This window comes from Paraburkholderia agricolaris, assembly GCF_009455635.1.
GTDB classification, from domain to species: domain Bacteria; phylum Pseudomonadota; class Gammaproteobacteria; order Burkholderiales; family Burkholderiaceae; genus Paraburkholderia; species Paraburkholderia agricolaris.
Genome location: NZ_QPER01000002.1, coordinates 1,630,531 through 1,653,255, shown reverse-complemented (window position 1 = coordinate 1,653,255; position 22,725 = coordinate 1,630,531). Strand labels below are relative to the sequence as shown.

Genomic DNA, 22,725 nt, shown 5'->3' with positions numbered 1-22,725 from the left:
GGGCGAGTCAATCGCGCGACAAAGCACCCAAGACATGCTCCAGCGCCTGCTTGCCGAGCTCGACACCGTCCGCGTTTATCGTGTGACCGATGCCGGGCAACGCGTAGGCGTCGACCGCGTAGCCGGCGCTGTTGAATGCGTCCGCGGCGTATTCCAGCTCCTGTACCGGGATCACTTCGTCTTCCTCGCCGTGCACGAGCGTGAGCGGCGTGCGGTTCTGCGCGACGATTACCGAAGCGAGCCGCCCCGAATACGCGACGACGGCGGCAGCGCCTTGCGCGCTCGTCGCGACGTGATGCATCGCCATGATCGAACCCTGCGAGAAACCGACCAGCGCAAGGCGATCGAAAGGAAGCTGCCAGTACGCCAGTTCCGCCTCGAGTACTCGCCGCAAGGCCGGATAGCCGGCAGCGACACGGGTTTCGCGATTGCCTTCGTTGACATCGCGCAGGCTGAACCACTGGCGTCCGCCGAAGCCGCCATCGAAGGCCTCGGTGCCGTCGAGCGAAGTGAATGCCACGTCCGGCAGGCTCTCACTCCAGATGTCCGCGAGCGGCATCAGATCGCGCGCATTGCTGCCCACGCCGTGCAACAGCACCACCAGCGCTCTCGCGGGCGTGGTCGACGGCATGCGCCGCCAGCCGTGTTCGAATTGCTCCCAGGCCATAGTCAAATCCTCTCTTCGTACTCGCTGTACTTCCGGTTCGTGTCCGTATTTCCGTGTTTCCGCACGCGCGGCCAGCCAGGCCGGCAACGTGCAGTCCTGCGCGGCGCCTCAGCCGGGAGCATACGCTGCCGGAACGCTTCCTGCCGTCCGATCTGCGTGCTTCGACTACGCCGGAACGTGAATGCAGGTATGCTTTTGTGGGCATTCGCGCAGCCGCCCGGCTCACTGCCTGGGCAGAGCATCACGCCGTATCAAACATCCGTTGCACCGCAATCCGGAGAATCGTTTTGAGCCAGCCCTCTTCCGCGCCTGCCGCCGCGCCGCCGGCACCACCGCCGCCGCTACAAGGCGGCAAACTGGTTCTGGCGACCATCGCCGTCGCGCTCGCCACCTTCATGAACGTGCTCGACACGTCGATTGCCAATGTGGCGATTCCAACCATTTCGGGCAACCTCGGCGTGTCGGTCGACGAAGGCACATGGGTTATCACGGTGTTCGCCGCTGCCAATGCCGTCTCGATTCCGCTGACCGGCTGGCTCACGCAACGCATCGGCCAGATCAAGTTGTTCGTCGGAGCGATTCTGATGTTCGTGCTGGCTTCGTGGTTATGCGGCATTGCGCCCACGCTGCCGATCCTGCTGATCGCGCGGGTGTTCCAGGGAGCGGTGGCCGGGCCGCTGATTCCGCTCTCGCAAGCGATTCTGCTCGGTTCGTATCCGAAGGAGAAATCGTCGACCGCGCTCGCGCTGTGGGCCATGACGGCCACCGTCGGCCCGATTGCGGGCCCCGCGCTCGGCGGCTGGATCACGGATAGCTATAGCTGGTCATGGATCTTCTACATCAATATTCCGGTCGGCATTTTCGCGGCCGGCGTCACGTGGATGATCTATCGCACCCGCGAATCGGCAACCCGCAAGCCACCGATCGACGTGGTCGGGCTGGGCCTGCTGGTGACATGGGTCGCGTCGCTGCAGATCATGCTCGACAAGGGCAAGGATCTCGACTGGTTCTCCTCTCCGGTGATTCTGATTCTCGGCATCACCGCGTTGATCAGTTTCGCGTTTTTCCTCGTGTGGGAGCTGACCGAGGAGAACCCGATTGTCGATTTGCGGCTGTTCACGCAGCGCAATTTTCTCGGCGGCACGATCGCGATTTCAGTGGCGTACGGGGTGTTCTTCGGCAACCTCGTGTTGCTGCCGCAATGGATGCAGGAGTATCTGAACTACCGCTCCGTGGATGCCGGCCTCGTTACCGCGCCGCTCGGCGTATTTGCGGTGATTCTCGCGCCGATCATGGGCCGCGTGCTGCCGCGCTCGGACGCACGTATCATCGCAACGCTCGCGTTTATCGGCTTCGCGATTGTGTTTTACATGCGCTCGAAGTACGTGATCGAAATCGACACGTGGCACCTCGTGCTGCCCACGCTGTTGCAAGGCATTCCGATGGCGCTATTTTTCGTGCCGCTGACGGCGATCATTCTTTCCGGACAGCCGCCAAACAAAATTCCAGCCGCCGCTGGGCTGTCGAATTTCGCGCGCGTGTTTTGCGGCGCGGTGGGCACGTCGATCGCCGGCAACGAGTGGAATAACCGTACGGTGCTGCACCATGCACGGCTTACCGAGCAGGCCAGCATCAACAACCCGCTGTTCAACCAGCAGATCGATTCGACCCAGTCGCTGCTGCAACTGAATCCGCAATCGGCGCATGCGCTGTTCGATTTCACGGTGAACACCCAGGCCGCGATGATGGGCCTGAACGACATCTTCTATGTATCGGCGATCATTTTCATTCTGATCATTCCGCTGATCTGGATTACGAAGCCGGCCAAGGGTGGCGGCGGTCCGGGTGCGGCGGGCGCGCACTGATTCCGGGCGACGGCGTTGCTGCGCGAGCAGGCACGCCGGCGCGTCGCCGCATCAACAATTAGCAGCAGGATGCCAGTAGAATCGCGGCTTCAACGGTCCGAGCCCCAATGAACTACGCATCCATCCTCGAACAGATTCATCGCGATCTTCAGCCGTATCTGGGCACCGGCAAGGTCGCCGATTACATTCCCGAACTCGCGAACGTTCCCGCCGGGAGTTTCGGCATGGCGATCGTCACGGCATCGGGTGACTTATTCCGCACCGGCGCCGCCGACACGCGCTTTTCCATTCAAAGCATTTCCAAACTATTCGCCTGCACACTCGCGTTCCGGCTGCTCGGCGACGAACTTTGGCAACGCGTCGGGCGCGAGCCGTCCGGCAACGCCTTTAATTCGCTGGTCCAACTCGAAGCCGAACACGGCAAGCCGCGCAATCCGTTCATTAATGCAGGAGCGTTGGTCGTCACCGATGTGTTGTGCCGCCGTTTCGTGCAGGCCGAAACCGCGCTGGTCGAATTCATGCGGCGGCTGACGGGTGAAACCAGCATCGACTACGATTCGCGCGTCGCGCTATCGGAGTTGCAGCACGCGCACCGCAACCGTGCGATGGCGCATTTCATGGCGAGCTTCGGCAACATGGAGATGCCGCCTGAGGTGGTGGTCGATGCTTATTGCCGGCAATGCGCGATTTCGATGAGTTGCGTCGAGCTGGCCAAGGCGGCGCTGTTCCTGACCAATCATGGGGTGGTACCCACCACCGGCGAGCGGATTCTCGACATCAGTTCCGCTAAACGGCTCTCCGCGCTGATGCTCACCTGCGGCACCTATGACGCGGCGGGCGATTTCGTCTACCGGGTCGGCTTGCCGGCGAAAAGCGGCGTGGGCGGCGGAATTGTCGCGGTGCTGCCGGGTGAGATGGCTGTTTGTGTGTGGTCGCCCGGACTCGACAGCAATGGGAACTCGCTCGCGGGCGTACTGGCGCTGGAATGGTTGACGACTTATACGGGGCGGTCGATTTTCTGATGCCGCCGATTAACCAATTCGTCGTTAGCGAGGTTGATATTTTTTCTTCGGCGCCAGGCGACCCTTCCGCCGATGGATTGATGTAAAGAACACGCACAGTCCGGAATTTGCGAGCCAGCGATTGGCCGCACGCGACCCTGAAGCTGCCGCTCCGGGCAACGATCCTGGAACGACCGCTCATGGACGCTGAGCAGCCCGTCGAATGTCGGAATTGCCGTTCGCCGCTCAGAAGCTGCGGTCGCACCCAGGCGCCGGCGTCCGGCGAGAATTAAATCGTCACTGGGTCAGTTACATTCGTGCATCGTTGAGAATTGACCAGCTTCGCTCGCGAGCTATTGAAACGTCGCGGGTCCCGGGAATTGCAGCCAATCGACAAAGCAATACCCGTCGGGCGACGAGCAGCTGCCGGGCAAGTATTCATCGAGCGCAGCAACCATACAATACTGGCCGACTGGAGGATTGGTTTCTACCGCCGAGCTAACGACGGTTGTTGTGCTATAGCCGTTAACTTTCACCTGACTTGCGCTTTGTGCGCCAGAGCCAGTGAAACTGGGGATGAATACACCAAGTAGCGTCCCCGAAATGGCGCCGCTGCCGGCAAAAGAACTCTTCACCGCATAGAGCGTAGCGCGGAGCGAACCGGAGTAACTCGACGACGCGAGGTTGTTGACATTGCTATACCGTACTCCCCAGGTCAGCGTGGCGTAGTCTTGAGCAGAACCAGCGACCGTGCTAAGAGAATAGGAAAAACTGCCGCTTGGACTATAGAACTGCAATCCACCAGTGCCTTGACCGCTTCCCGCCGGACAGCTCAGGTTAGCAGTCGCCGGCGACGAAGCCCCTGTGGGCGCGCTGGCGGAAGTTGGAGAGGAGGCTGCTCCAGCACCTGCGCCATTTCCGCTATTTCCGCCATTGCTTGCACTGTCGCTGCCGGCACCGGGTGAGTTGCCTGACCCTCCTCCGCATGCCACCATCAACAACGCAATCGCCCCTGCGGCGGCAACTTTGAAATCGCAGCGGAAACCTGTTTTCGCTTTAACCGCATTCATTTTCAGCCCCTGCTAAGCGTTCGATCAAACGGGATGTCGTACTGAACTCGCTTACGGAGCAGGCGTCAGAAAACGGATCTCGTTGTCGTTCATCTCTGCCACGTAGATATTGTCGTTTGCGTCGACAACCAGACCTGCTGGTCCAGCAAAGGAAGCCGCACTGCCGACACCATTGACTGAACTTGCCACTGAGGAAGAACCCGCTATGGTGCTTACCGTGCCGGTCGGGGTGATTTTGCGAATTTCGTTGTTCACACGATCTGCTACAAAGATCGCCCCGCTTGCATCAACCGCTACCCCGTTTGGGTCGGAAAATGACGCGGCTCCGCCTGTCCCGTCAGCCGAACCCGATCTTGTCGACCCCGCCAGCGTGCTTACCACACCTGCAGGCGTTATTTTTCGGATTTCGTTGTTGCTGCTATCGGCCACGTAGAGATTTCCGCTCCTGTCAATCGCTATACCGCGTGGACCTGCGAATAGCGCCGTACTACCGGTACCGTCCAACGAACCGGCCGACAACGAGCCCGCGAATGTACTCACCAGTCCAGCCGGCGTGATCTTTCGAATCTCCTCGTTCTCAACGTCTGCCACATAGATATTTCCGCTCGCATCGACTGCCACGCCCCACGGACTATTGAACGACGCGCTACTGCCCATTCCGTCGGCATGACCCGGGGTCGTCGAGCCTGCAAGGGTGCTCACTACGCCAGCGGCGGTGATCTTCCGAATTTCGTTATTTCCCAGATCTGCTACATAGACGTTGTCATTTGCGTCGACCGCGACACCACCCGGATGATTAAACGATGCGGTGTTACCCATGCCATTGGCGGAGCCTAAAGCCCCAGAGCCGGCGAACGTGCTCACTAAACCTGCCGGTGTGATTTTGCGGATTTCATTATTTCCAAAGTCGGCCACATAAACGTTCCCACTCGAGTCGAGAGCTACGCCTGCTGGCGCATTAAATGACGCATCGTTGCCCGCCCCGTTGGCCGCGCCAGAGGTAGTCGAACCGGCAAAGGTCGATACCCGTGCCTGGCCGGCCACGCACGAAATAGTCACATTGGTGACGTTGCTCGTGGCAACGCCGCTATCATTTCCCACCGAGCAGTTCTGCCATGATGGTTGACTGCCAACTGTCACGGCGTAGGCTTTATTGAATGAGACAGGCGTGGCAAACGTGAAGGCCCCGTTGGCTGTTATCGACAGGGTATCGGCACCGTTGTCGAGCACGGACAGTGAACGACCGCTGTCGAGCCCCGACACGGAGCCGCCAATCGTGTAGCTTGAGCCAGGTGTGCCTGGAGAGCTACCAGGGGGTGTAACAGTCGGCGGCGTCTGGTTACCTCCGCTTCCGCTTCCGCCTCCCCCACACGCAGAAAGCACCAGCGTGCTCATCACGAGCACTGTCGCTGCTTCTATACGGGAATACGATGGATTCATTTTCCTTTCTCCTGACAGGTCCAACGCGTGTCTTTTCATCGGTCTGCATGGAACGCGACCGCTGACAATTGGCGACTCATTGAATCCGGCGCAGTGGCGATCAAAGAGGAGCGCTCGTCGACGGCCAGGAAGCGGGCAAGAATCTGATCGCTTCAAAAGTCAGATCAATATTCGAGCTTCGTCTGTCTTCCATCGACTACCGCATCGGCCGTGCAGGGGCTCGAATGCATGCGCGGCCGGTGCTGAATCTGAAGAATCGTTGAACATATTCTTGTCCCCCGCGCGGGTGGCGTCATGCCTCAATTGGGGTAGATTGCAATCTATCCGTGTGCGCCAGTGCACATTTCGCGCTTTGCATCGGTAGCGCGTTTCATAGGGTAACGAAGGAATAAATGTGGGAACGGGTGCGCTGCCCGGCAGGAATCGCGCGATTGCATGGCCGGGGTGCAAGCGAACTGCCGGAACGGCACTGATGAAGTTCAGATTATCTGCATTGCCAAACAAATTTTTGAAGCCTGATTTCATAGTAGGCTTCAAGGAACGCCGGCTTGTGCCGACGGGTCGGTCGGGGCGACCACCGGAGGCAAAAGGAGGTTGGAATGGACGGCGTCGATGCAGAAACGCTTTCGATGGTGATTCATCTGATTTATGCCGCGGCAACGGACCCATCGAAATGGCGGACCTTTCTCGACAGGTTTGCGACAGCAGTCGGTGCCGAGAGCGTGGTAATTTTCATGCACGATTTCAGAGATTCGACGGTCGTGCAGCAGGACGGAGAGACCGCGCTGATGGAATATGTGCGCTTCGATCCGGCCTTTATCGCTTCGTATGGAGCCCATTACGCGCATTGCAACATCTGGGCGCAGGCCGAGAACAGGATGCCTGCTGGCCAGGCAATCACATCGGAGATGCTGGTCCCATTTTCTGCGCTGCAGCGAAGCGAGTTTTACGGCGATTGGCTACGACCGCAAGACCTCGCCCATGCGCTCGGCGGCGTAGTGCTGAAAACTGGCAGCCAGGCGATCAAGTTCTCCGCGATCCGCTCCCGACATGCGGGCATGTTCGACAACAACGCCCTGCGGCTATACGCGGCACTGGTACCGCACCTGTCTCAGTCATTCGAGATTCACAAGCGGTTCCGGGCATTGCGCGCAGCAAATGCAGGGCAGATGCACGCGCTCGACGCAATGCCAATGGCCGTCTGGATGTGTGATGCCGGTTGCAAAGTCCTTACAGCAAACCGAACGGCGCACGCGATGACCGACGCGCATCGCGGGCTCCGGCTCGACCCGTCAGGACGCTTACGCGCGCAACTCCCGGAAGACGACGATAACTTGCAACGCGCGCTCGCGCGAGCGATAGGCATGAAGGAGCGGCAACCGCGAATCGGTACTGCGTTGGGGCTTTCGCGTCTTTGCTCGGTGACCCCGATTTCAGCGATGGTAGCGCCGGTTCACGAAAATACGAGCGGCTTTGGTGCGGAGACCGCAGCGATCGTATTCGCCTCCGATCCGGACGACACGCCATGCACGCCTGAAGAACTGCTCTGTAAAACCTACGGGCTGACACGCCACCAGGCGCGGCTTGCGGGCTGGCTGATGCGTGGCGAGGATCTGAAGGGATACGCTCAGGCACACGAGGTCACCTATGATACGGCGCGCTCGCACCTGAAGCAGGTGTTCGCGAAGACCGGCGTGACGCGGCAGGCGGACCTCATCCGCCTGCTGCTGTCGAGCGCGGCGCTGATGATCCGCTTCGAGACAGACACGTGGCGTGCGGGTGTCAGCTAAATGCAATCGCTAATGGTTATCCGGTGGACGATTGCGGTCTTCACTGCCGCCGCGCGCCTCGCCGCCGCGCTCACCGGACGGACCACCCGGGTGTAAGGGAGTCTGTCCCTGGGGACCGCCCATCATGTGTCCGGGCTGCTGCGCAGGCCCGTGCGCGTAGCCCGGCTGCGGCGGCGGCTGCGTCGGCCCATGCGCGTACCCCGGCTGGGGTTGCGGCGGCGGGCCGCCGTGCATGACCGGCCGCGGATTCATAGCCGGACCGCCCGCTGCCGGCGGACCACCATGCGGCGGCGGAGCGCCCCGCAGCGGCGGCGGATGATTCGCCCAGCGGTCCCGGTCGTGATACCAGGGCTGGCCGCGGTAGTAATGATCCCAGTAAGTTCCGAACGAGAACACCACGATCGGCAGTCCGATCTGCACGCCGTAAGTCATGACCGGCACCTCGCTACCCTGGTACGGATAGTCGAGATATCCGCCATAGACCCAACCGCGCAGTCCGGGCGCTTCGACGTCGCACCAGCTGTAATCGGAGACACAGCCGTACACCGTCAGCTGCGCGCTCGGCGGCACTTGCGCCACCACCGGATAATCCCCGGACGGCCCCGCATAAACGTCCACAGGCTGATTCGTATATGCCAGCGATTGAGCGATTGCAGCGCCGGACAGCGCCATCAGGCTGACGCCTCCCGCGACGATTCGAATGACGATTTTCTTTTGCACGATTCCTCCCTCGGAAAGAGTGGTCCATGCCTGACGTGCGCAATTCGTTTCGTCCAGGCGATAGGCGCGCCTCGATAGCAGGTCCACATTGCTTGGACAAGCCTGGGGGCAATTGAATTGCACTCGCCCTTCTGCGCAATTACGGTTTGTCAGCGCTCTTACCGTTCAGCAACTTTCATGCTTTGCCGCCCATCCGCCGATCTGGGCAAAGAGCCGATCTTCGACGCTGCGCAACCTGGACAGAACCGCTGCCGATTCGGGGCGCCCTTCTGCCCGTGCGTGTCAGTGGAAAACCTGGAGAGGAAGCGCTTCCACGTACTTCAATTGCGTGCGTTGCCTTGCTCGACCGGGAGAATGAGATGCTTCGGGATAGTGCGCGAGGAGTGGCGAGCACAGGTGTAATAGAGCACCGCGGGTACGATAAGACCGAGAATCCACGAGATGTCCGTTCCACCAAGTGCGTCGACAAGCGGGCCCGTATAGAAGCCGGTCGAAATGAATGGCATCTGAACCACCACCCCAACGACATAGATCGAGATGGCCATGACATTCCAGCGGCCGTACCGGCCGTCCGGATTCGAGAGAGCCGGGACGTCGTAGCGCGATTTCGTAAAGCAGTAGTAGTCCACGAGGTTGATCGCGCTCCACGGCGTGAAGAAAGCGAGCAGGAACAGGATGAACGCTGAGAACTCTTTCAGGAACGAATGGCGGCCCGCCAACGCGACCAACGTCGATACGCCCACCATGCCGAGGATGTAAAGCAGGCGGTGACGGGTCGAGATGGCGCGCTGACCGCGAAAGCCGCTGACAATCGTCGCCATCGACATGAAGCTGCCATATGCGTTGAGCGTCGTGACAGTGACTTTGCCGAATGCGATGCTGAAGTAAAGCAGCGCGGCAATCGCACCGCTCGCGCCCAGTCCGACGATGTACGACACCTCGTGGTGCGAGAACTGGCTTCCTGCGAGTGCCGCAGCGAACACGCCAAAGGTCATGGCAGCCTGTGCGCCGATTACCGAGCCGAGTCCCACAGCGAGAAACGTACGGATAGACGAGGTCGAACGCGGCAGATAACGCGAGTAGTCTGCGACGTACGGGCCGAACGCGATCTGCCACGAAGCCGACAGCGACATCGAAAGCAGGAAACTGGCGAGCGTGAAGTGCCGGTTCGCAAGCAACGCACCAACGTCGTGACGCGCGAAGAGCTGTGCAAACATGAAGACAAAGGCCGCGACGCCCACCACACTGGCAATGCGCCCGACGAAGTGAATCGAGCGGTAGCCGAAGATCGTCAGGAGCACGATCACGGCGGCGAACATCACGATGCCGAGCGCGTCGTCGACGTTGAAAAGCTGGGCGACCGCCTGGCCGGCCAGCACCGAACCGCTTGCCGAAAAACCGACGTACATCAGGCACACGAGCACGATGGGAATCATCGCGCCGTACACGCCGAACTGCACCCGGCTCGAAATCATTTGTGGGAGGCCGAGTTGGGGTCCCTGAGCACCGTGCAGCGCCATCACGGTTCCACCGATGATCTGCCCGATCACCAGGGCGACGAGCGACCAGAACACGTCCCCGCCAAGTACGACAGCGAGCGCGCCCGTCACGATGGCCGTGATCTGCAGGTTGGCCGATAGCCACAGCGTGAACTGGCTAAACAGGCTGCCATGCCTTTCCGCATCGGGGATGTAGTCAATGGAGCGGGATTCGATCAACGCGCCGCTGGCGGCGTCTTCAGTGGGAATTGCCAAGAAACATTCTCCAGAACACTTCCGATGCCACTTGCCCGACATCGAGTCGGGCGAACGGACGATTGGAGTTACGGGTGTGGCGGTACGAGCCGCCGCTTTTATCTATCTGGCGAATCGGGAGCGAGCAGCGGTTTGCTCGCCTGGCGGCGGGGACTTCTGGTACCCGGCCATGTCGAGTTCGATCACGCAGGGTAGAAATTTACTTGTATAGACAAGTGTGTGCAAATAGGGATTACCCGATTCGTGTACGCGATCTCAGCTTCCATTTTTGTCAGAAACGTTATTTCATGGGAAGGCCGTTATCTGGTGAGAGATAGCTGGCTTTTAGAGAATTCTGCGGCAGCCTGTCCCGCTTCGCGCTTGCCCAGCGCATCACAGTCGGATTGAAAAAAGATAAGCGATATGTATAGACATGCCGCAACGATCTGCTCAGCGAGTGGCAACTCATAACGATGCATCAATCACGGAATAACCTCCCCCGATCTGCTCTCATTACCGCTCTCCCTGAAGGTGCGTAATTGACCGTAGATATCCAACGTATGGCATCGAGAGCGAGCCGAGCGCACTCGGCTTTTCAGAAACCACTGCTTTTTTGCGAAAACCAGCCACGGAAGCGACGTGGAAACCAACTGTAAGAATCCCTTGCTAAAGTCGGTCGCAGGACTATGCCGCGCGTCTAACAAATCAAGACTCCGGGGGAATCACCGTGGATCTGTCCGTCGAACGGTATGACAGTGTCATCCATCTTCTCTACGAAGCCGTTGCGTATCCCGCCGCGTGGGCTAACTTCTTCAATGCGCTCGGCGATGCGGTTGAAGCGAGTAGCGTCCACATGCTTGCAATCGACAAGCAGCATGGCACCTTGTCATACAGCGATGGATTTAATTTACCAACTGACGGCGAACTGGGTTATATCCAGAAATATGGAAAAATCGACCCTCGCATGGCGGCTGTACAGGCGAAGGAAGTCGGCCAATGGCTGCACTGTCATGAAATGTTCGACGATGAGTTTGTCTCGCGCGATCCGTTTTACCAGGAATTCCTGATTCCGATTGGTAAGCGCTACGTGTCCGGTTGCAAACTCGTCGATGACGCCAGATCTTCCGTGGTTTTCTCAGTCTTGAGAGCCGTTGGCGAGAAACCGCTTGGCAAGCCGGAAATAGAATTCCTCGAGAAATTGACGCCGCATCTCGCGCGTGCAGTCCAGATGCAGATACAGAATTTTGTCTTCTCGGCCAAAGCGCTGGTCGGACATGCTCTCGTCAACAAGCTTAGACAACCCGTGATGCTGCTAACCACAGATGGCGGCGTCGTGCTGATCAACGAGTCGGCTTCCCGCCTGCTCGCGTCGACTGCGTTGATCAAGCTGACTGACGGCAAGCTGTCTTTGCCGAAACAGGTCGAGAAGCAGTTCTACGACGAATGCGCGCGTCTGGAAGGGTTAGCTCGTGGTGAACACCCGTCCGCGGCACAAGAGCTTTCCAGCTACCAATCATTGCAGATCACAGCGCCGACGCTGCCCGGTATGGTGGGAGAAACGCTTTATACGTTTTTCAGTTTGCTGGTGCCACTTCAGGTTAGCGGCGCGTTTGGCCTTCGGCCGCTTGTTCTGCTTCTTTTCTACCATCCTGAGTCGGCTCCACCGGTCGATTCGAACCTGCTGGGTGCTGCTTTCAATCTAACGCCGGCCGAGGGGCGCGTGAGTTGCCTGCTCGGCGAAGGTCTCTCACCGAAAGAAATCGCATCGCGACTCGGGACCCAACATGAGACCGTGCGCAAACAGCTCCAGTCTATTTACCGCAAAACATCTACCAACCGCCAGTCTGAATTGATGCGGCTCATGCTGCATCTTCCGTTGAACGCTTTTGATTAGCACAACGGATCTGGCCAATCAGGGATGACCATACCGATTGAGCCGCTTCATTTGCCGTCGAGCTTCAGATAGACGGATCAGGCAGCATAAAAACCGGGGAATCGGCGTGGACCTATCTGACGCACGTTACGACAACATCGTTCACCTGCTCTATGAAGCGGTGGCACGACCGGCGGCATGGGCTGATTTCTTTACCTCGCTGGGCGAAGCAGTCGGGGCCAGCGCCATCCACATGCTCGCGCTCGACAAGCAGCATGGTGCGCTCTCCTATAGCGACGGGTTCAACCTTCCCATTGACGGCGAGCTCGCCTATATCCAGAAGTACGGAAAAATTGACCCACGAACGGCCCTTATTCGGCAAAAGGACATCGAGGAATGGGTGCACTGCCATGAGGTATTCAACGACGAGTTTGTCTCCCTGGATCCGTTCTATCAGGAATTCCTGATCCCCGTTGGTCGGCGCTACGTGTCACTCTGCAAACTGGTAGACGACGCAAACGCCTGTGTCATATTTGGGGTGCTCAGAGCAGTCGGAGAAACTCCGCTCGAGCAGCCCGAGATACGTTTTCTGGAGAAGCTCACCCCGCACATGGCCCGTGCGGCCCGGATGCAAGTACAGAATTTCGTGTTCTCGACCAAGGCCCTGATCGGTCACGCACTCGTCAACAAGCTTCGACAGCCAGTAATGCTATTGACCACGGACAATAGCGTCGTACTCGTCAACGAGGCGGCTTCGCGCCTGCTCACGTCGACTTCCCTCGTCAGATTGGTGGACGGCAAGCTCGCCTTGCCCACCCCGTTCCTGAAGCGGTTTCAGGACGAGTGCGCGCGCCTGGAAGGGCTTGCCCGCGCCGGCGATCCGTCCAGGGTGGAAGAAGCCTCTGCTTACCATTCGCTGACAATCAGCCCTGCGGCCCAACCCGGCATGGCAGAGGAAACGCTATACACGTTTTTTACCCTGCTGGTCCCACCGCAGGTCAGCGGCGCTTTTGGTCTACGGCCGCTTGTCATGCTGCTCTTCTATCATCCTGAGTCGGCCCCGCCCATCGACTCAGACCTCCTCACAGCCGCGTTCAATCTCACACCCGCTGAAGCCCGTGTTAGCCAGTTGCTCGGCGACGGTTTTTCTCCCAAGGAAATTGCTGCCCGCCTTGGAACCCAGCATGAGACGGTGCGAAAACAGCTTCAGGTTATCTACCGCAAGACCTCGACGAACCGTCAATCAGAGTTGATGCGACTGATGCTTCACCTGCCGTTGAACGCCTTCGATTAGATCGCTTCCGTCGCCACCCCGTGATGATGACCTGCTGCGGTGAAATTTCCACACCCCAATTGGGGTATGGACGTCTCGGTGCGTCGTCGATACCTTCTCGGTAAAGATTGGTCGACAGAGACACCGCAGTTTCCATTCGGGGAAAACCATGAACTTCAAAACAATGACGCGACATCACACAAAAACGGGGTTACTTCTAACAGCAGCTGGAGCTTCTGCGCTTTCCATACTCGCCGCCTGCGGCGGTGGCTCGACGAATACGGGTGGCTCAACCACGACAAGCTCGACTGCCACACCAACGGCCATGACCGGCACCGTCGCCATCGGCAATGCGCTGGTAGGCGCCAACGTGCTGGTCATCGATTCGACGGGCAAGAACGCTTCCACAACGAGCGCCGCGAGTGGTAACTACTCGGTGCCGCTGTCCGGACTCACCGCGCCGTTCCTGATCGTCGCGACCGATCCGAGCGGTAACAATGCGCCGCTGTATTCCGTCGTAGCCAGCGTGCCGACCGGCAGCAGCGCCCCGCTGGTCGCCAACGTGACGCCGCTCACCACGGCGGTGACAGCGCAACTGACCACGGACGGTAATCCGCTGGATCTCACGACTCTCGCCACACTCTCCTCACTGGTGACGCCGGCGAACGTCAGTGCTTCCGTGTCGAAGCTAAACAAGGCCCTGTCGACCCTCCTGACCCAGACGGGCGGTCTCACGGCGGCCGCTGCCAGCAGTTTCGATCCGATCGGCGGCACGTTCACGCCGAATCAGACCGGCGCGGATGCGGTGATCGATTCCGTGACCGTGATACCCTCGCCGACGGGTGGATTGCAACTGGCAAGCATCGCCAGTCCGAACAGCGTGATTGCACTGAACTCCACGGCCGCGGCGGCGAGCACGCCGCTGTCCGCGCCGACAGTTCAGGCGAACTACCTGGCGACGCTGCTCACGCAACTGGGGCAATGCCTGGGCGGGACGACCTCTGCCTGTTCGTCGGCTATCGACGCCTCCTATCTCGAGAACGGCTTTTCCACGTTCCAGAGCTACCACTCCGGTATCAGCGCTGCGGGCTCGACCATCACAGGCGTCAAGACGCTGACGTTCATCCCGGCAGGCACATTCCCGAACGTGAACACGCAGAGCGCGCTCGTGCAGATCTTCTATACCAGCGCGTCGGGCACATCCAACTTTGCGACGACCGTCGTGCAGCAACTGGCGAACGGCAACTGGGACATCATCGGCAACCAGCAGGGTTACAACATCTCGATTACGTCGTTCCTGGCCCAACGGCAGTTCCTCGATACCAGCGACGCGCAGTATGGGCGATATGAATCGGGACTCGGCATCGGCATTCCCGCCGGTGCCGCAGGCACGCCTAACCCGGTGACCCTCGCCTCCGCGTCGGTAACGGGACCGGGCATCAACGCTACCGCCTGGCTCGAGCCGCGCAATGGAGCGGGCAACTCCAGTCTTTCGCTGACGGAACACCTCCTGAGCGCCGCCCCCACCGGCGGCGCCACGACGAACGCCAACACCAGTCTCTACCGCTGGTCATGGCAGGCACTGCCCGGCAACACCGCGACCTATACCCCCGGGTCCAACAACGTCGGCTACTACACGCCCTCGCCCATCAACACGTCGAGCGTGCCGCAGTTCGCGATCTATACGGTCACGTTCTACGACACCAACGGCAACCAGATTGGTCAACCCACGAAGGTCATGAACCCGACTCCCGTGCTCGGCTCGTCTGCCGGCGCCGGGGTCAGCTGGCAAACGCTGTCATCCAGTACACAGAGCGCATTCCTGAATCCGAACGGATCACTGGCAGGCGCGCAGACTTCGGCCAGCCTGTCGTGGTCGAACCTGATCGGCAACGCCAATGCGAACCTGGCGCCACTGGTGACAGGCGTGCAGATTCAGACGGTGCCTGGCACGGGTGTGACACCCTCGACTGAAGTAGACGGATGGTGGACGGGACCGGTGAGCTTCCAGAGCTCGGGGCAGTACACCGCAACCGTGACAGCAGGCGTTGCCCAGAACGGCGTTCAGCAATGCACGACGGCCTGCCAGTTCCCTGCATTGCAGGCCGGCGGCTCGCGGCTTGTTCAGTTGAACTGGAGTGCTGCCCAGACCGCTTACTACAACATCTGGAAGTACAACGACTGAGTGCGGCCTCGACGACGTGCAATGGCTGCCCGCCCAGGCGGGTAGCCATTCTGCGGATTCGCGAGGCGGTGCGGCGTCGACCTGCTCTACCAGACTGCCGTGCTTCACCACCGTCGGCGTCGTTACCGGAGACGCAAATTGAAGAATCGATATCCAGCATCTGCGGACGTACGCCGGATCAATGGCGTGCCGGCCGTCCAGGTCCAACACGACCACGCGCTTATCCCAGGGTTAAGGTCCCGGTTGTCGCATCGGTTCGGTTGCGTGGTCACCCTTGCAACGTGGACATTGCTCGCTGCCTGCGCGTCGCCCCGGTCGGTGACCGTACCTGACAGCGCGCTGCCGCTTTCGCACGATGAGGTCACAACGCTTCTAGGAAACGCTACGGTTCACGGATATGTGAACGGCTTCTCCACGATCATGAAGACGCACGAAGACGGTTCGCTTCAATACCATGTACAGCCGGGCAAGGAACATTTTGCGCACGCCTCGGATGTTGTGCATGCGACCGGAAACTGGCATGTTCTCGAGACCGGACAGTTTTGCGTGTCTCTCTCGTGGGGTTCGAGTGCATCGAGCAAGTGGTGCCGATATATTTTCCACTCGGACGCAGGCTACGGTGCAAGCAACAGCGCTACCGGCGGCAAGTTGGATAGCTGGGATATTTCAGCAAACTAGGTCTGACATTTTTTCTTTCCAGATTGAAGGATATCCGAAGCCAAAACTAAACCCGGCCATGCCGTGAGTCGCCATTTGCCAGCCGATTGTCACAATGAAAAGCGTCGAAACTGCAGAATCTCGAGCCAGGTCGATGCAGGATCAACGCATCGGAATCCAGCGCGCTCAGAACGTGTGCTTGATGCCGGCCATAACACCGAGTTGTCCGATACCCGCAGCCGGCGTCGTCCCGGGTCCACCCTGGCTCAGCGTATAGCGCGCCTTGGCACTGTTGAAGAGGTAGCCGCTTTGCAAATAGACGCTGGTTCGTTTCGACAGCAGATATGTGCCCCGTAGAGCCGCGAGCGTGGCGCGCGTGTCCTGCTGTTTGTCCAGGGTGCGATAGACGCCGCCGTCGAGAATGACGTAAGGCGTCACGAAATACGTACCGGTGACGTAGAAAATGTTCGTTCGGACGTCAGGCTCCGCAGGCGCCTCCGTGTCGACGAAACGTCCCAGCCAGCCGCCGCCGAATTTGAACTGACCCACCTTGAAGTAGCCGTTGAGTTGCATTCGGGTGTCCTTGTCGCCGCTTTGGGTCAACGCGATCGGCGCTACCCCGTTGAAGAAATTCGCGGCAGCGCCTGGACCGCCGCGCTGTTCGTCGTAGGAAGCCGCCACGCCAAAGGAGCTGGCGTCATAGCGCAATAGCGCGGACCATTGCCGACAGGCTTGCGAATTGCCGGGAATCGATCCCGCGCACGTGCCTTGGCCGGGCGAGTTGCCTGTGCCAGCCGAATCGCGGCCGAACGAATACGTCGCACCGACCGTGACGCCGCCAAAAGTACCCTTATAAGCAACCGTATTGTCGCTGCGCGAGTTCGGAATGTAGGCGTCGATGGAACCAACACCCCCGTAGATATCGGGACCCAGCGCGTCGGCGTCGCTAATCGCCCAGAACGACATCGTGTATTGCCGGCCAAAAGTCAGCGCACCGTATGAATTCGACAGACCGACCCACGCCTGCCTTCCAAAGAGCCGGCCGCCCTGATTCACATCGCCCGCACGCATATTGAATCCGTCCTCCAGGGTGAAGATTGCGGCAAGACCGCCGCCGAGATCTTCCTTGCCGCGAATCCCCCACCGCGACGGCGCGGAACCGGTGATACCTGGCATGCGGATCACCTTGTCACCGGCCGCATCCGCGTGCGTGACCAGTTCGATACCGGTGTCGAGAATTCCGTAGAGCGTGACGCTGCTCTGCGCAAACACGGGACCGCTCAAGGCAAGCACGGCAGCCACTGCAATCGTCTTTAATTTCATGTCTCCAAACCCTTTGTCTAGTTTTAATTTCTTCGGAACTGCCTCTCACATGACATGACGCATCGTCATGCTTCCGTGTTGTGAATGAAGTATTCGGGTACGTCGGGTCCCCATTGGTAGAGCGAGTCTTCAGGAGCGAAATCGCCTGCCGGCCATTCGGCTCCGGCGGAAACGAAATCGATATCGGCGGAGTACTCGGAAAACGAACCCCATGGATCGCGCACGTAGTGGAAATAGTTCGACCCCAGCACGTGCCGCCCCGTGCCCCACCCGGCCTTGAAGCCCGCCGCGGCCATTTGCGTCGCACCGTTGCCGACGTCATCGATACTCGCGACGTCCCACGCCACGTGATGCCATCCTTTGGCCGAACTTTTTGCAAACGCAACGAGATGGTGATCACTGCCATGCCGCGCGTGCGTGAACGCGATGATGTCGCCGGATCGGTCCGACAGTCGCAGACCCAGCGCGCTCTCGTAGAACGCCACTGCGCGCAGTACATCGGGCGTGAAGAGCAGCACATGAGACATGCGTCGCGGGTGCACGGTCCGCACCTCGGAGCGCATGCATGAACCACGGCGATCCGCCTCCGCGCCGAAAAGCGCGAGCGGCGTTTTGGAATCGGGCGTGGTCTTTGGACCGACTCGCACCTGAAGCAGGTTGCCGTCCGGATCGTCGAACCAGATCCCTTCGGAGCGGGTCGCATCGTTTGAAGAAATGATCGCGGCGCCCGCCGCGATCGCCTGCCGCGCGATCCTGGGCAGATCGCCTTCAAAGCAGTTGAAACTCAGCCACGCAAGCGACTTTCTGTCGGCCGGCAGGATGCGAGCCCAGCGATGCCCGTCTGCGGCACGAACATCAAGTGCGCCGCTTGTGCGCGTGAGCTCAAGACCGAATGCCGTGAAGAAGTGTTCGGCCTCGGGCAATGACGGCACGTTCAGCGCGAAGTGATCGATCGAATGCACGCCAGCAGGCGGTGAATCGGCAAAGGTGGACATGGTGTGGTGTCTCCCCGAACGGCAACAGTGGATCAGGCAGCCTCATCGACGATTTCATTGCGCAGGGTGCCGATACCCGCCACCGACACCTCGCATACATCGCCATGACGCATCAGCAGCCGGGGATTGCGCGCCCAACCCACACCGGACGGCGTACCCGACACGATTACGTCGCCCGCTTCCAGCGTGAGCGCCTCGCTTAGCAGAACAATCAGGGTTTCGACGTCGAACACCATGTCGTCCGTGCTTGCCGATTGCACGACTTCGCCGTTCAGACGCGTTTCAAGACGCAAGCCTTTTACGCCGGGGGGCAACTCGTCAGCCGTCACGAAGTCCGGACCGAATGCACCGGTGCCGTCGAAGTTTTTGCCCATTGTCCATTGCGGCGTTTTGAACTGGTACTCGCGCACGGATGCATCGTTGAACAGCGCGTAACCCGCGACGTGCGACAGTGCATCTTCCTTGCGAATATGGCGGCCGCCCTTGCTCAGCACCACGGCGATCTCGCCTTCGTAATCGAGGCTGTCCGACACGCGCGGGCGAACGATTGGAGCGTTGTGCGCGACGAGACTCGTATTGAGCCGCAGGAACATCGTGGGGTAATCCGGCTGTTCGAAATTGCTTTCCTTCGAGTGGCCCTTGAAGTTCAGACCGACGCACAGAATCTTGGTCGGCCGGCGCAATGGCGGCAGAAACTTCAGGCCGTCTTCCGCTTCTACACGCCCGCCTTGCTGCGTGGCCGCCCATTTGTTCAGGTCAACACCCTGAGCCAGCAACTCCTCCAGCGTGGCTTCGCCAAGCGTCCGGATCGCCCCGCCTTCACGCACGCCGAGAAACGCCTTGCCGTCCTTTTCAAAACTCACGTACCGCATGTCCTTCTCCTGAATGAATGCGGCGCACGCGCCGCAGTGAAATCAAATCTGTGATGTGTCGCGGCCGCGATAGAGCCAGCCGTTGGCGAGCATCGCGATACCCGCAATCACGACAGGCGCGGCAAACACAACGAATGCGGCATCGACAGTGTGAAACGCCACCAGCAGCACGCCTCCCGTCATCGAGCCGATGATCGAACCGATGCGACCGACGCCCAGCGCCCAGCTCACGCCGGTGGCTCGCGCGGCAGTCGTATAGAAGCCGGCGACAAGCACGTTCGCGCCAGTCTGTGCGCCCGACAGACCGAGGCCAGCCATGAAGACAGTGACGTAGACCCATGTGGGTTCATTGATCGAGAAACCGATCAACGCGATGGAGACCGCCGCGACGGCGTATGAGCCGGCGAGCACGAAAAACGGATTCATCCGGTCCATCAGGCGCGCATTGATCAGCGAGCCGATGGTCCCGCCGAGCGGCAACATTGCGCCGACGCGGGCCGCATGCGAGGCTTCGATACCGGCGCCGGTGATCACCGTGGGCAGCCAGCTGCTGACCTGGTAGTAGACCCACAGCGTGCAGAAGAACGCGAGCCAAAGCAGCAGCGTGCCGGTTCGATAACGCTGGCTGAAGAGCGTACCGACCGCGGTTTCGCGGATCGCGCCGGGGTTCGCGTCTTCGGGGATCACATGTTCGATCGGCGTGTCCGCGTCACCGGTCAGACGCCGAAGCACCTCACGGCTCTCGCGCCGATAGCGCGGCTTGCCCACCATGAACCGCAACGATTCCGGCATCCATAGCCAGATGATCGGAGTCAGCAAAAGCGGGAGCACACCGCCGAAGATAAAGACGCCTTTCCAGCCAAAGGCCGGAATCAACAGCGCGGCGACCGCGCCGCCAAATGCCAGTCCGAGCGTAAAACCGCAAAACATCAGCGTGACCATCAATGCGCGGCTACGCGCGGGGCTGAACTCCGACGACAACGTAATGGCATTCGGCATCGCGCCGCCGAGCCCCGCACCCGTTGCGAAGCGCAGCACGATCAACCACATCGGTGAAGACGCGTACGCACACGCCAGGCTGCCGACCCCGAATAGCACGAGCGAAATCGCAATCACGCGCTTGCGGCCGATGCGATCGGCGAGCGGCCCGAACAGGAAGCTGCCGACGGTGAGACCGAACAGACCCGCGCCGAATATAGGACCGAGTTGCGCCGGGCTGAGTGACCACGCTTTCCTGAGCAGTGGCGCGACGTAACCCACAGAGGCAACGTCGAAGCCGTCCGCGGCAACGACCAGAAAGCAGAGAATCAACGTGAGAATCTGTAGCGACGACGTCTTCCTGTCGTCCATGACGCCGTGTGACGTAATTGCTTGCGCGTGCATTTCCTGTCTCCGAAGGATGGGTTCGCTTGAATGCGAAACTGTTTCCGTTTTTGTTTTCCAGAGCTCCGGCCGGAGCCTCCATACCGTTCAGGTCATAGCGCCATGGCCATTGAAGGACGGGCTGCAGAGTCAGTTCCGGACACGTGTCCAATGGCACGGCGTACCGCCGCGTCAAACTCGCTGTTCAGCGCATTGCCGCGCCATGCCACATGCTGGTCGGGCCGGATCAATACGTAACGGGCTTTGTAGAGATCCGCGACCGCCGCTTCGCTGATCTGCACGATCGCCAGTTGCGTAAGCGTGGCCGCCGCGCGGTGCAGCGCTTCATCGTGCGATGCGTCGATGCCTGCCGGCGCCGTGCAAAGCAGCGTGAAGCCGGTACCGAGCCGGTCGTATAGCGAACCCCCGTCGGCGAGCCACGCATGCGGTGCGCGATGGCCGGCACGAGCGCACGGCACATAGAGATTGGCGGTATCCGGCGAACCTGCCCCGGCTTCGGCTTCGACAAGCGGCGAGGTTTCGTAACGCGTGCCGAGATGCACGCCCGGAATGACGAATTCGGCCGTGGCGTGAAACTTCAGATAATCGCCGACGGCTTCTCGCGCGGCGCTACCGGGAGAGCCGTCGGCGTAAGCCTCCGCAGGCACCTGCAGATGGCCGATGCTGTCCGCGAAACCGCGTGCAAATGCGGTGTTTCTCAACGCTGCCGGCCGGCGCTCGGCTTCGTAGCTCGCGCCGAGCTCGGCGCCCGCGAAGCCTTTCACCATCGCCTCGAGTTTCCACGCAAGATTCGCGGCGTCGTCGATGCCCGTGTTGTACCCGAGGCCGCCCGTCGGCGTGAATAGATGCGCAGCGTCACCCGCAAGAAAAACACGGCCCGCAGCAAACTTCTCGGCGACCAGCGTAAAACCGGCAGTCCACGTCGACCCGCTTTTCAACTCGAACGGAATATCCGCGCCAATCGCTTCAGCGATGCGGCGCCGGACACTGTCATCGTCGGGCAATTCGTCTTCGCGCATCTGCACGTTCATGATGAAGTGACCCTTGCCGTCGACTGCGATGATCAGCGCGCGTTGTCTCGCGCTAAAGGTCCAGTATTGCCAGGCTGGCGCATGCGGGCTGACCGTGTAGATGTCGGGTGCGTAGAAGTACACGGCGTCCATCTGGCCACCCATGAATTCCCGCTTCTCACCGGATACGCCCTCATAACGCACGCCAAGCGATTTGCGCACAAAGCTGCGCGGACCGTCGCAACCGATCAGATAGCGCGCTTTGAGCGTGCGCGTTTCAGCGTCACGTTCGGGCGTCGCGGCCAGCTCGACGGTGGCCGTTACGGCATCGTCGTCTTGCGAGAATGCAACTACATGTGCATCGAAATGCACACGGCACAGGGCGTTGCTGCGCGCCGCTTCAAGCAGAACCGGTTCGACGTAGAGTTGTGAGCAGCGATGCGGGGGCTCAGGCGTAGCCCAGGTGAAAGAATGCGCTTTCGCCCATTCGACAGCATCCCGGGAAGCGGGTTGATGAAGGCGTGCGAGTTCGTGACCGGCGATCGACGTGAAATACGCGATATCCGGCGCATAGTCAGGAGGCAAACCCAGCGCGCGGACCCTCTCCGATATACCGATGCGGCGAAAATGCTCCATCGTGCGCGCGCTGTTCGCGTTGGCAGCCGGATGGGTGCTCGTGCCCGATTTGGCATCGAACACTTCTGTGCTGATCCCTCGCTGCCCGAGTTCCGCCGCGAGAAACAATCCAACCGGGCCACCGCCCACGATGATGACATCGCAATCCACCACTGCTGTCTCCTGATTCTCGTTTATCGACCGTGGGTGCAAAGTTAATCGTTGGACCGGTATAAATCTATACAATGAGTTT

17 protein-coding genes are annotated in these 22,725 nt (G+C 60.1%); 7 read left to right on the top strand and 10 right to left on the bottom strand.

The annotated features are described in order from the left end of the window. Positions 1-7: 7 nt before the first annotated feature. Positions 8-667: an alpha/beta hydrolase gene (locus tag GH665_RS28810; RefSeq protein ID WP_153140608.1), complete on the bottom strand. Its 660-nt coding sequence runs from the start codon at positions 665-667 to the stop codon at positions 8-10. A gap of 287 nt (positions 668-954) precedes the next feature. Here GH665_RS28810 and GH665_RS28805 point away from each other — a divergent pair, with 287 nt between their 5' ends. Together GH665_RS28805 and GH665_RS28800 are read left to right on the top strand one after the other, a co-directional pair. Further along, a complete protein-coding gene (locus tag GH665_RS28805; protein ID WP_153140607.1) occupies positions 955-2,532 on the top strand; it encodes a DHA2 family efflux MFS transporter permease subunit in 1,578 nt (525 codons plus the stop codon). A gap of 107 nt (positions 2,533-2,639) precedes the next feature. Then, positions 2,640-3,554 (top strand): glutaminase, encoded by a 915-nt coding sequence (locus GH665_RS28800; RefSeq protein ID WP_153140606.1) that lies wholly within the window; start codon positions 2,640-2,642, stop codon positions 3,552-3,554. 332 nt (positions 3,555-3,886) lie between these two features. Here GH665_RS28800 and GH665_RS28795 read toward each other — a convergent pair whose 3' ends face one another. Then, positions 3,887-4,603: a hypothetical protein gene (locus GH665_RS28795; protein ID WP_153140605.1), complete on the bottom strand. Its 717-nt coding sequence runs from the start codon at positions 4,601-4,603 to the stop codon at positions 3,887-3,889. 51 nt (positions 4,604-4,654) lie between these two features. Then, positions 4,655-6,043: an NHL repeat-containing protein gene (locus GH665_RS28790; protein WP_217361913.1), complete on the bottom strand. Its 1,389-nt coding sequence runs from the start codon at positions 6,041-6,043 to the stop codon at positions 4,655-4,657. A 599-nt stretch (positions 6,044-6,642) separates the two neighbouring features. Here GH665_RS28790 and GH665_RS28785 point away from each other — a divergent pair. Then, the gene (locus tag GH665_RS28785; RefSeq protein WP_153140604.1) at positions 6,643-7,833 is read left to right on the top strand and encodes a helix-turn-helix transcriptional regulator; all 1,191 of its coding nucleotides are present in this window, start codon (positions 6,643-6,645) and stop codon (positions 7,831-7,833) included. 9 nt (positions 7,834-7,842) lie between these two features. Here the strand turns inward: GH665_RS28785 and GH665_RS28780 are convergent, their stop codons facing one another. Together GH665_RS28780 and GH665_RS28775 are read right to left on the bottom strand one after the other, a co-directional pair. Next, complete coding sequence (locus GH665_RS28780) at positions 7,843-8,553, bottom strand: SH3 domain-containing protein (RefSeq protein WP_246216400.1); 711 nt, start codon at positions 8,551-8,553, stop codon at positions 7,843-7,845. Positions 8,554-8,873: 320 nt separating this feature from the next. Beyond that, the gene (locus tag GH665_RS28775) at positions 8,874-10,301 is read right to left on the bottom strand and encodes a purine-cytosine permease family protein (protein ID WP_425496070.1); all 1,428 of its coding nucleotides are present in this window, start codon (positions 10,299-10,301) and stop codon (positions 8,874-8,876) included. A gap of 712 nt (positions 10,302-11,013) precedes the next feature. Between GH665_RS28775 and GH665_RS28770 the strand changes: the two genes are divergently transcribed. From GH665_RS28770 to GH665_RS38980, 4 genes are all read left to right on the top strand, one after another. After that, the gene (locus tag GH665_RS28770) at positions 11,014-12,180 is read left to right on the top strand and encodes a helix-turn-helix transcriptional regulator (protein WP_153140602.1); all 1,167 of its coding nucleotides are present in this window, start codon (positions 11,014-11,016) and stop codon (positions 12,178-12,180) included. 106 nt (positions 12,181-12,286) lie between these two features. Further along, positions 12,287-13,453 carry a helix-turn-helix transcriptional regulator gene (locus tag GH665_RS28765; RefSeq protein WP_153140601.1) on the top strand — a complete coding sequence of 389 codons (1,167 nt, stop codon included), beginning with the start codon at positions 12,287-12,289 and terminating at the stop codon, positions 13,451-13,453. Positions 13,454-13,757: 304 nt separating this feature from the next. Beyond that, positions 13,758-15,617 (top strand): cell wall anchor protein, encoded by a 1,860-nt coding sequence (locus tag GH665_RS28760; RefSeq protein WP_153140600.1) that lies wholly within the window; start codon positions 13,758-13,760, stop codon positions 15,615-15,617. A gap of 138 nt (positions 15,618-15,755) precedes the next feature. Next, positions 15,756-16,295, top strand: a complete 540-nt coding sequence (locus GH665_RS38980; protein WP_217361912.1) for a hypothetical protein — start codon at positions 15,756-15,758, stop codon at positions 16,293-16,295. Positions 16,296-16,460: 165 nt separating this feature from the next. Here the strand turns inward: GH665_RS38980 and GH665_RS28755 are convergent, their stop codons facing one another. From GH665_RS28755 to GH665_RS28735, 5 genes are all read right to left on the bottom strand, one after another. Further along, a complete protein-coding gene (locus tag GH665_RS28755; RefSeq protein WP_153140599.1) occupies positions 16,461-17,597 on the bottom strand; it encodes a porin in 1,137 nt (378 codons plus the stop codon). Between the two features lie 65 nt (positions 17,598-17,662). Then, positions 17,663-18,592 carry a VOC family protein gene (locus GH665_RS28750; RefSeq protein WP_153140598.1) on the bottom strand — a complete coding sequence of 310 codons (930 nt, stop codon included), beginning with the start codon at positions 18,590-18,592 and terminating at the stop codon, positions 17,663-17,665. 32 nt (positions 18,593-18,624) lie between these two features. Further along, positions 18,625-19,464 carry a fumarylacetoacetate hydrolase family protein gene (locus GH665_RS28745; RefSeq protein WP_153140597.1) on the bottom strand — a complete coding sequence of 280 codons (840 nt, stop codon included), beginning with the start codon at positions 19,462-19,464 and terminating at the stop codon, positions 18,625-18,627. A 42-nt stretch (positions 19,465-19,506) separates the two neighbouring features. Next, positions 19,507-20,847 (bottom strand): MFS transporter, encoded by a 1,341-nt coding sequence (locus tag GH665_RS28740; RefSeq protein WP_153140596.1) that lies wholly within the window; start codon positions 20,845-20,847, stop codon positions 19,507-19,509. A 92-nt stretch (positions 20,848-20,939) separates the two neighbouring features. Next, entirely contained in the window at positions 20,940-22,646 is a 1,707-nt protein-coding gene (locus GH665_RS28735; RefSeq protein ID WP_167531024.1) for an FAD-dependent monooxygenase, read from the bottom strand. Positions 22,647-22,725: the final 79 nt, after the last annotated feature.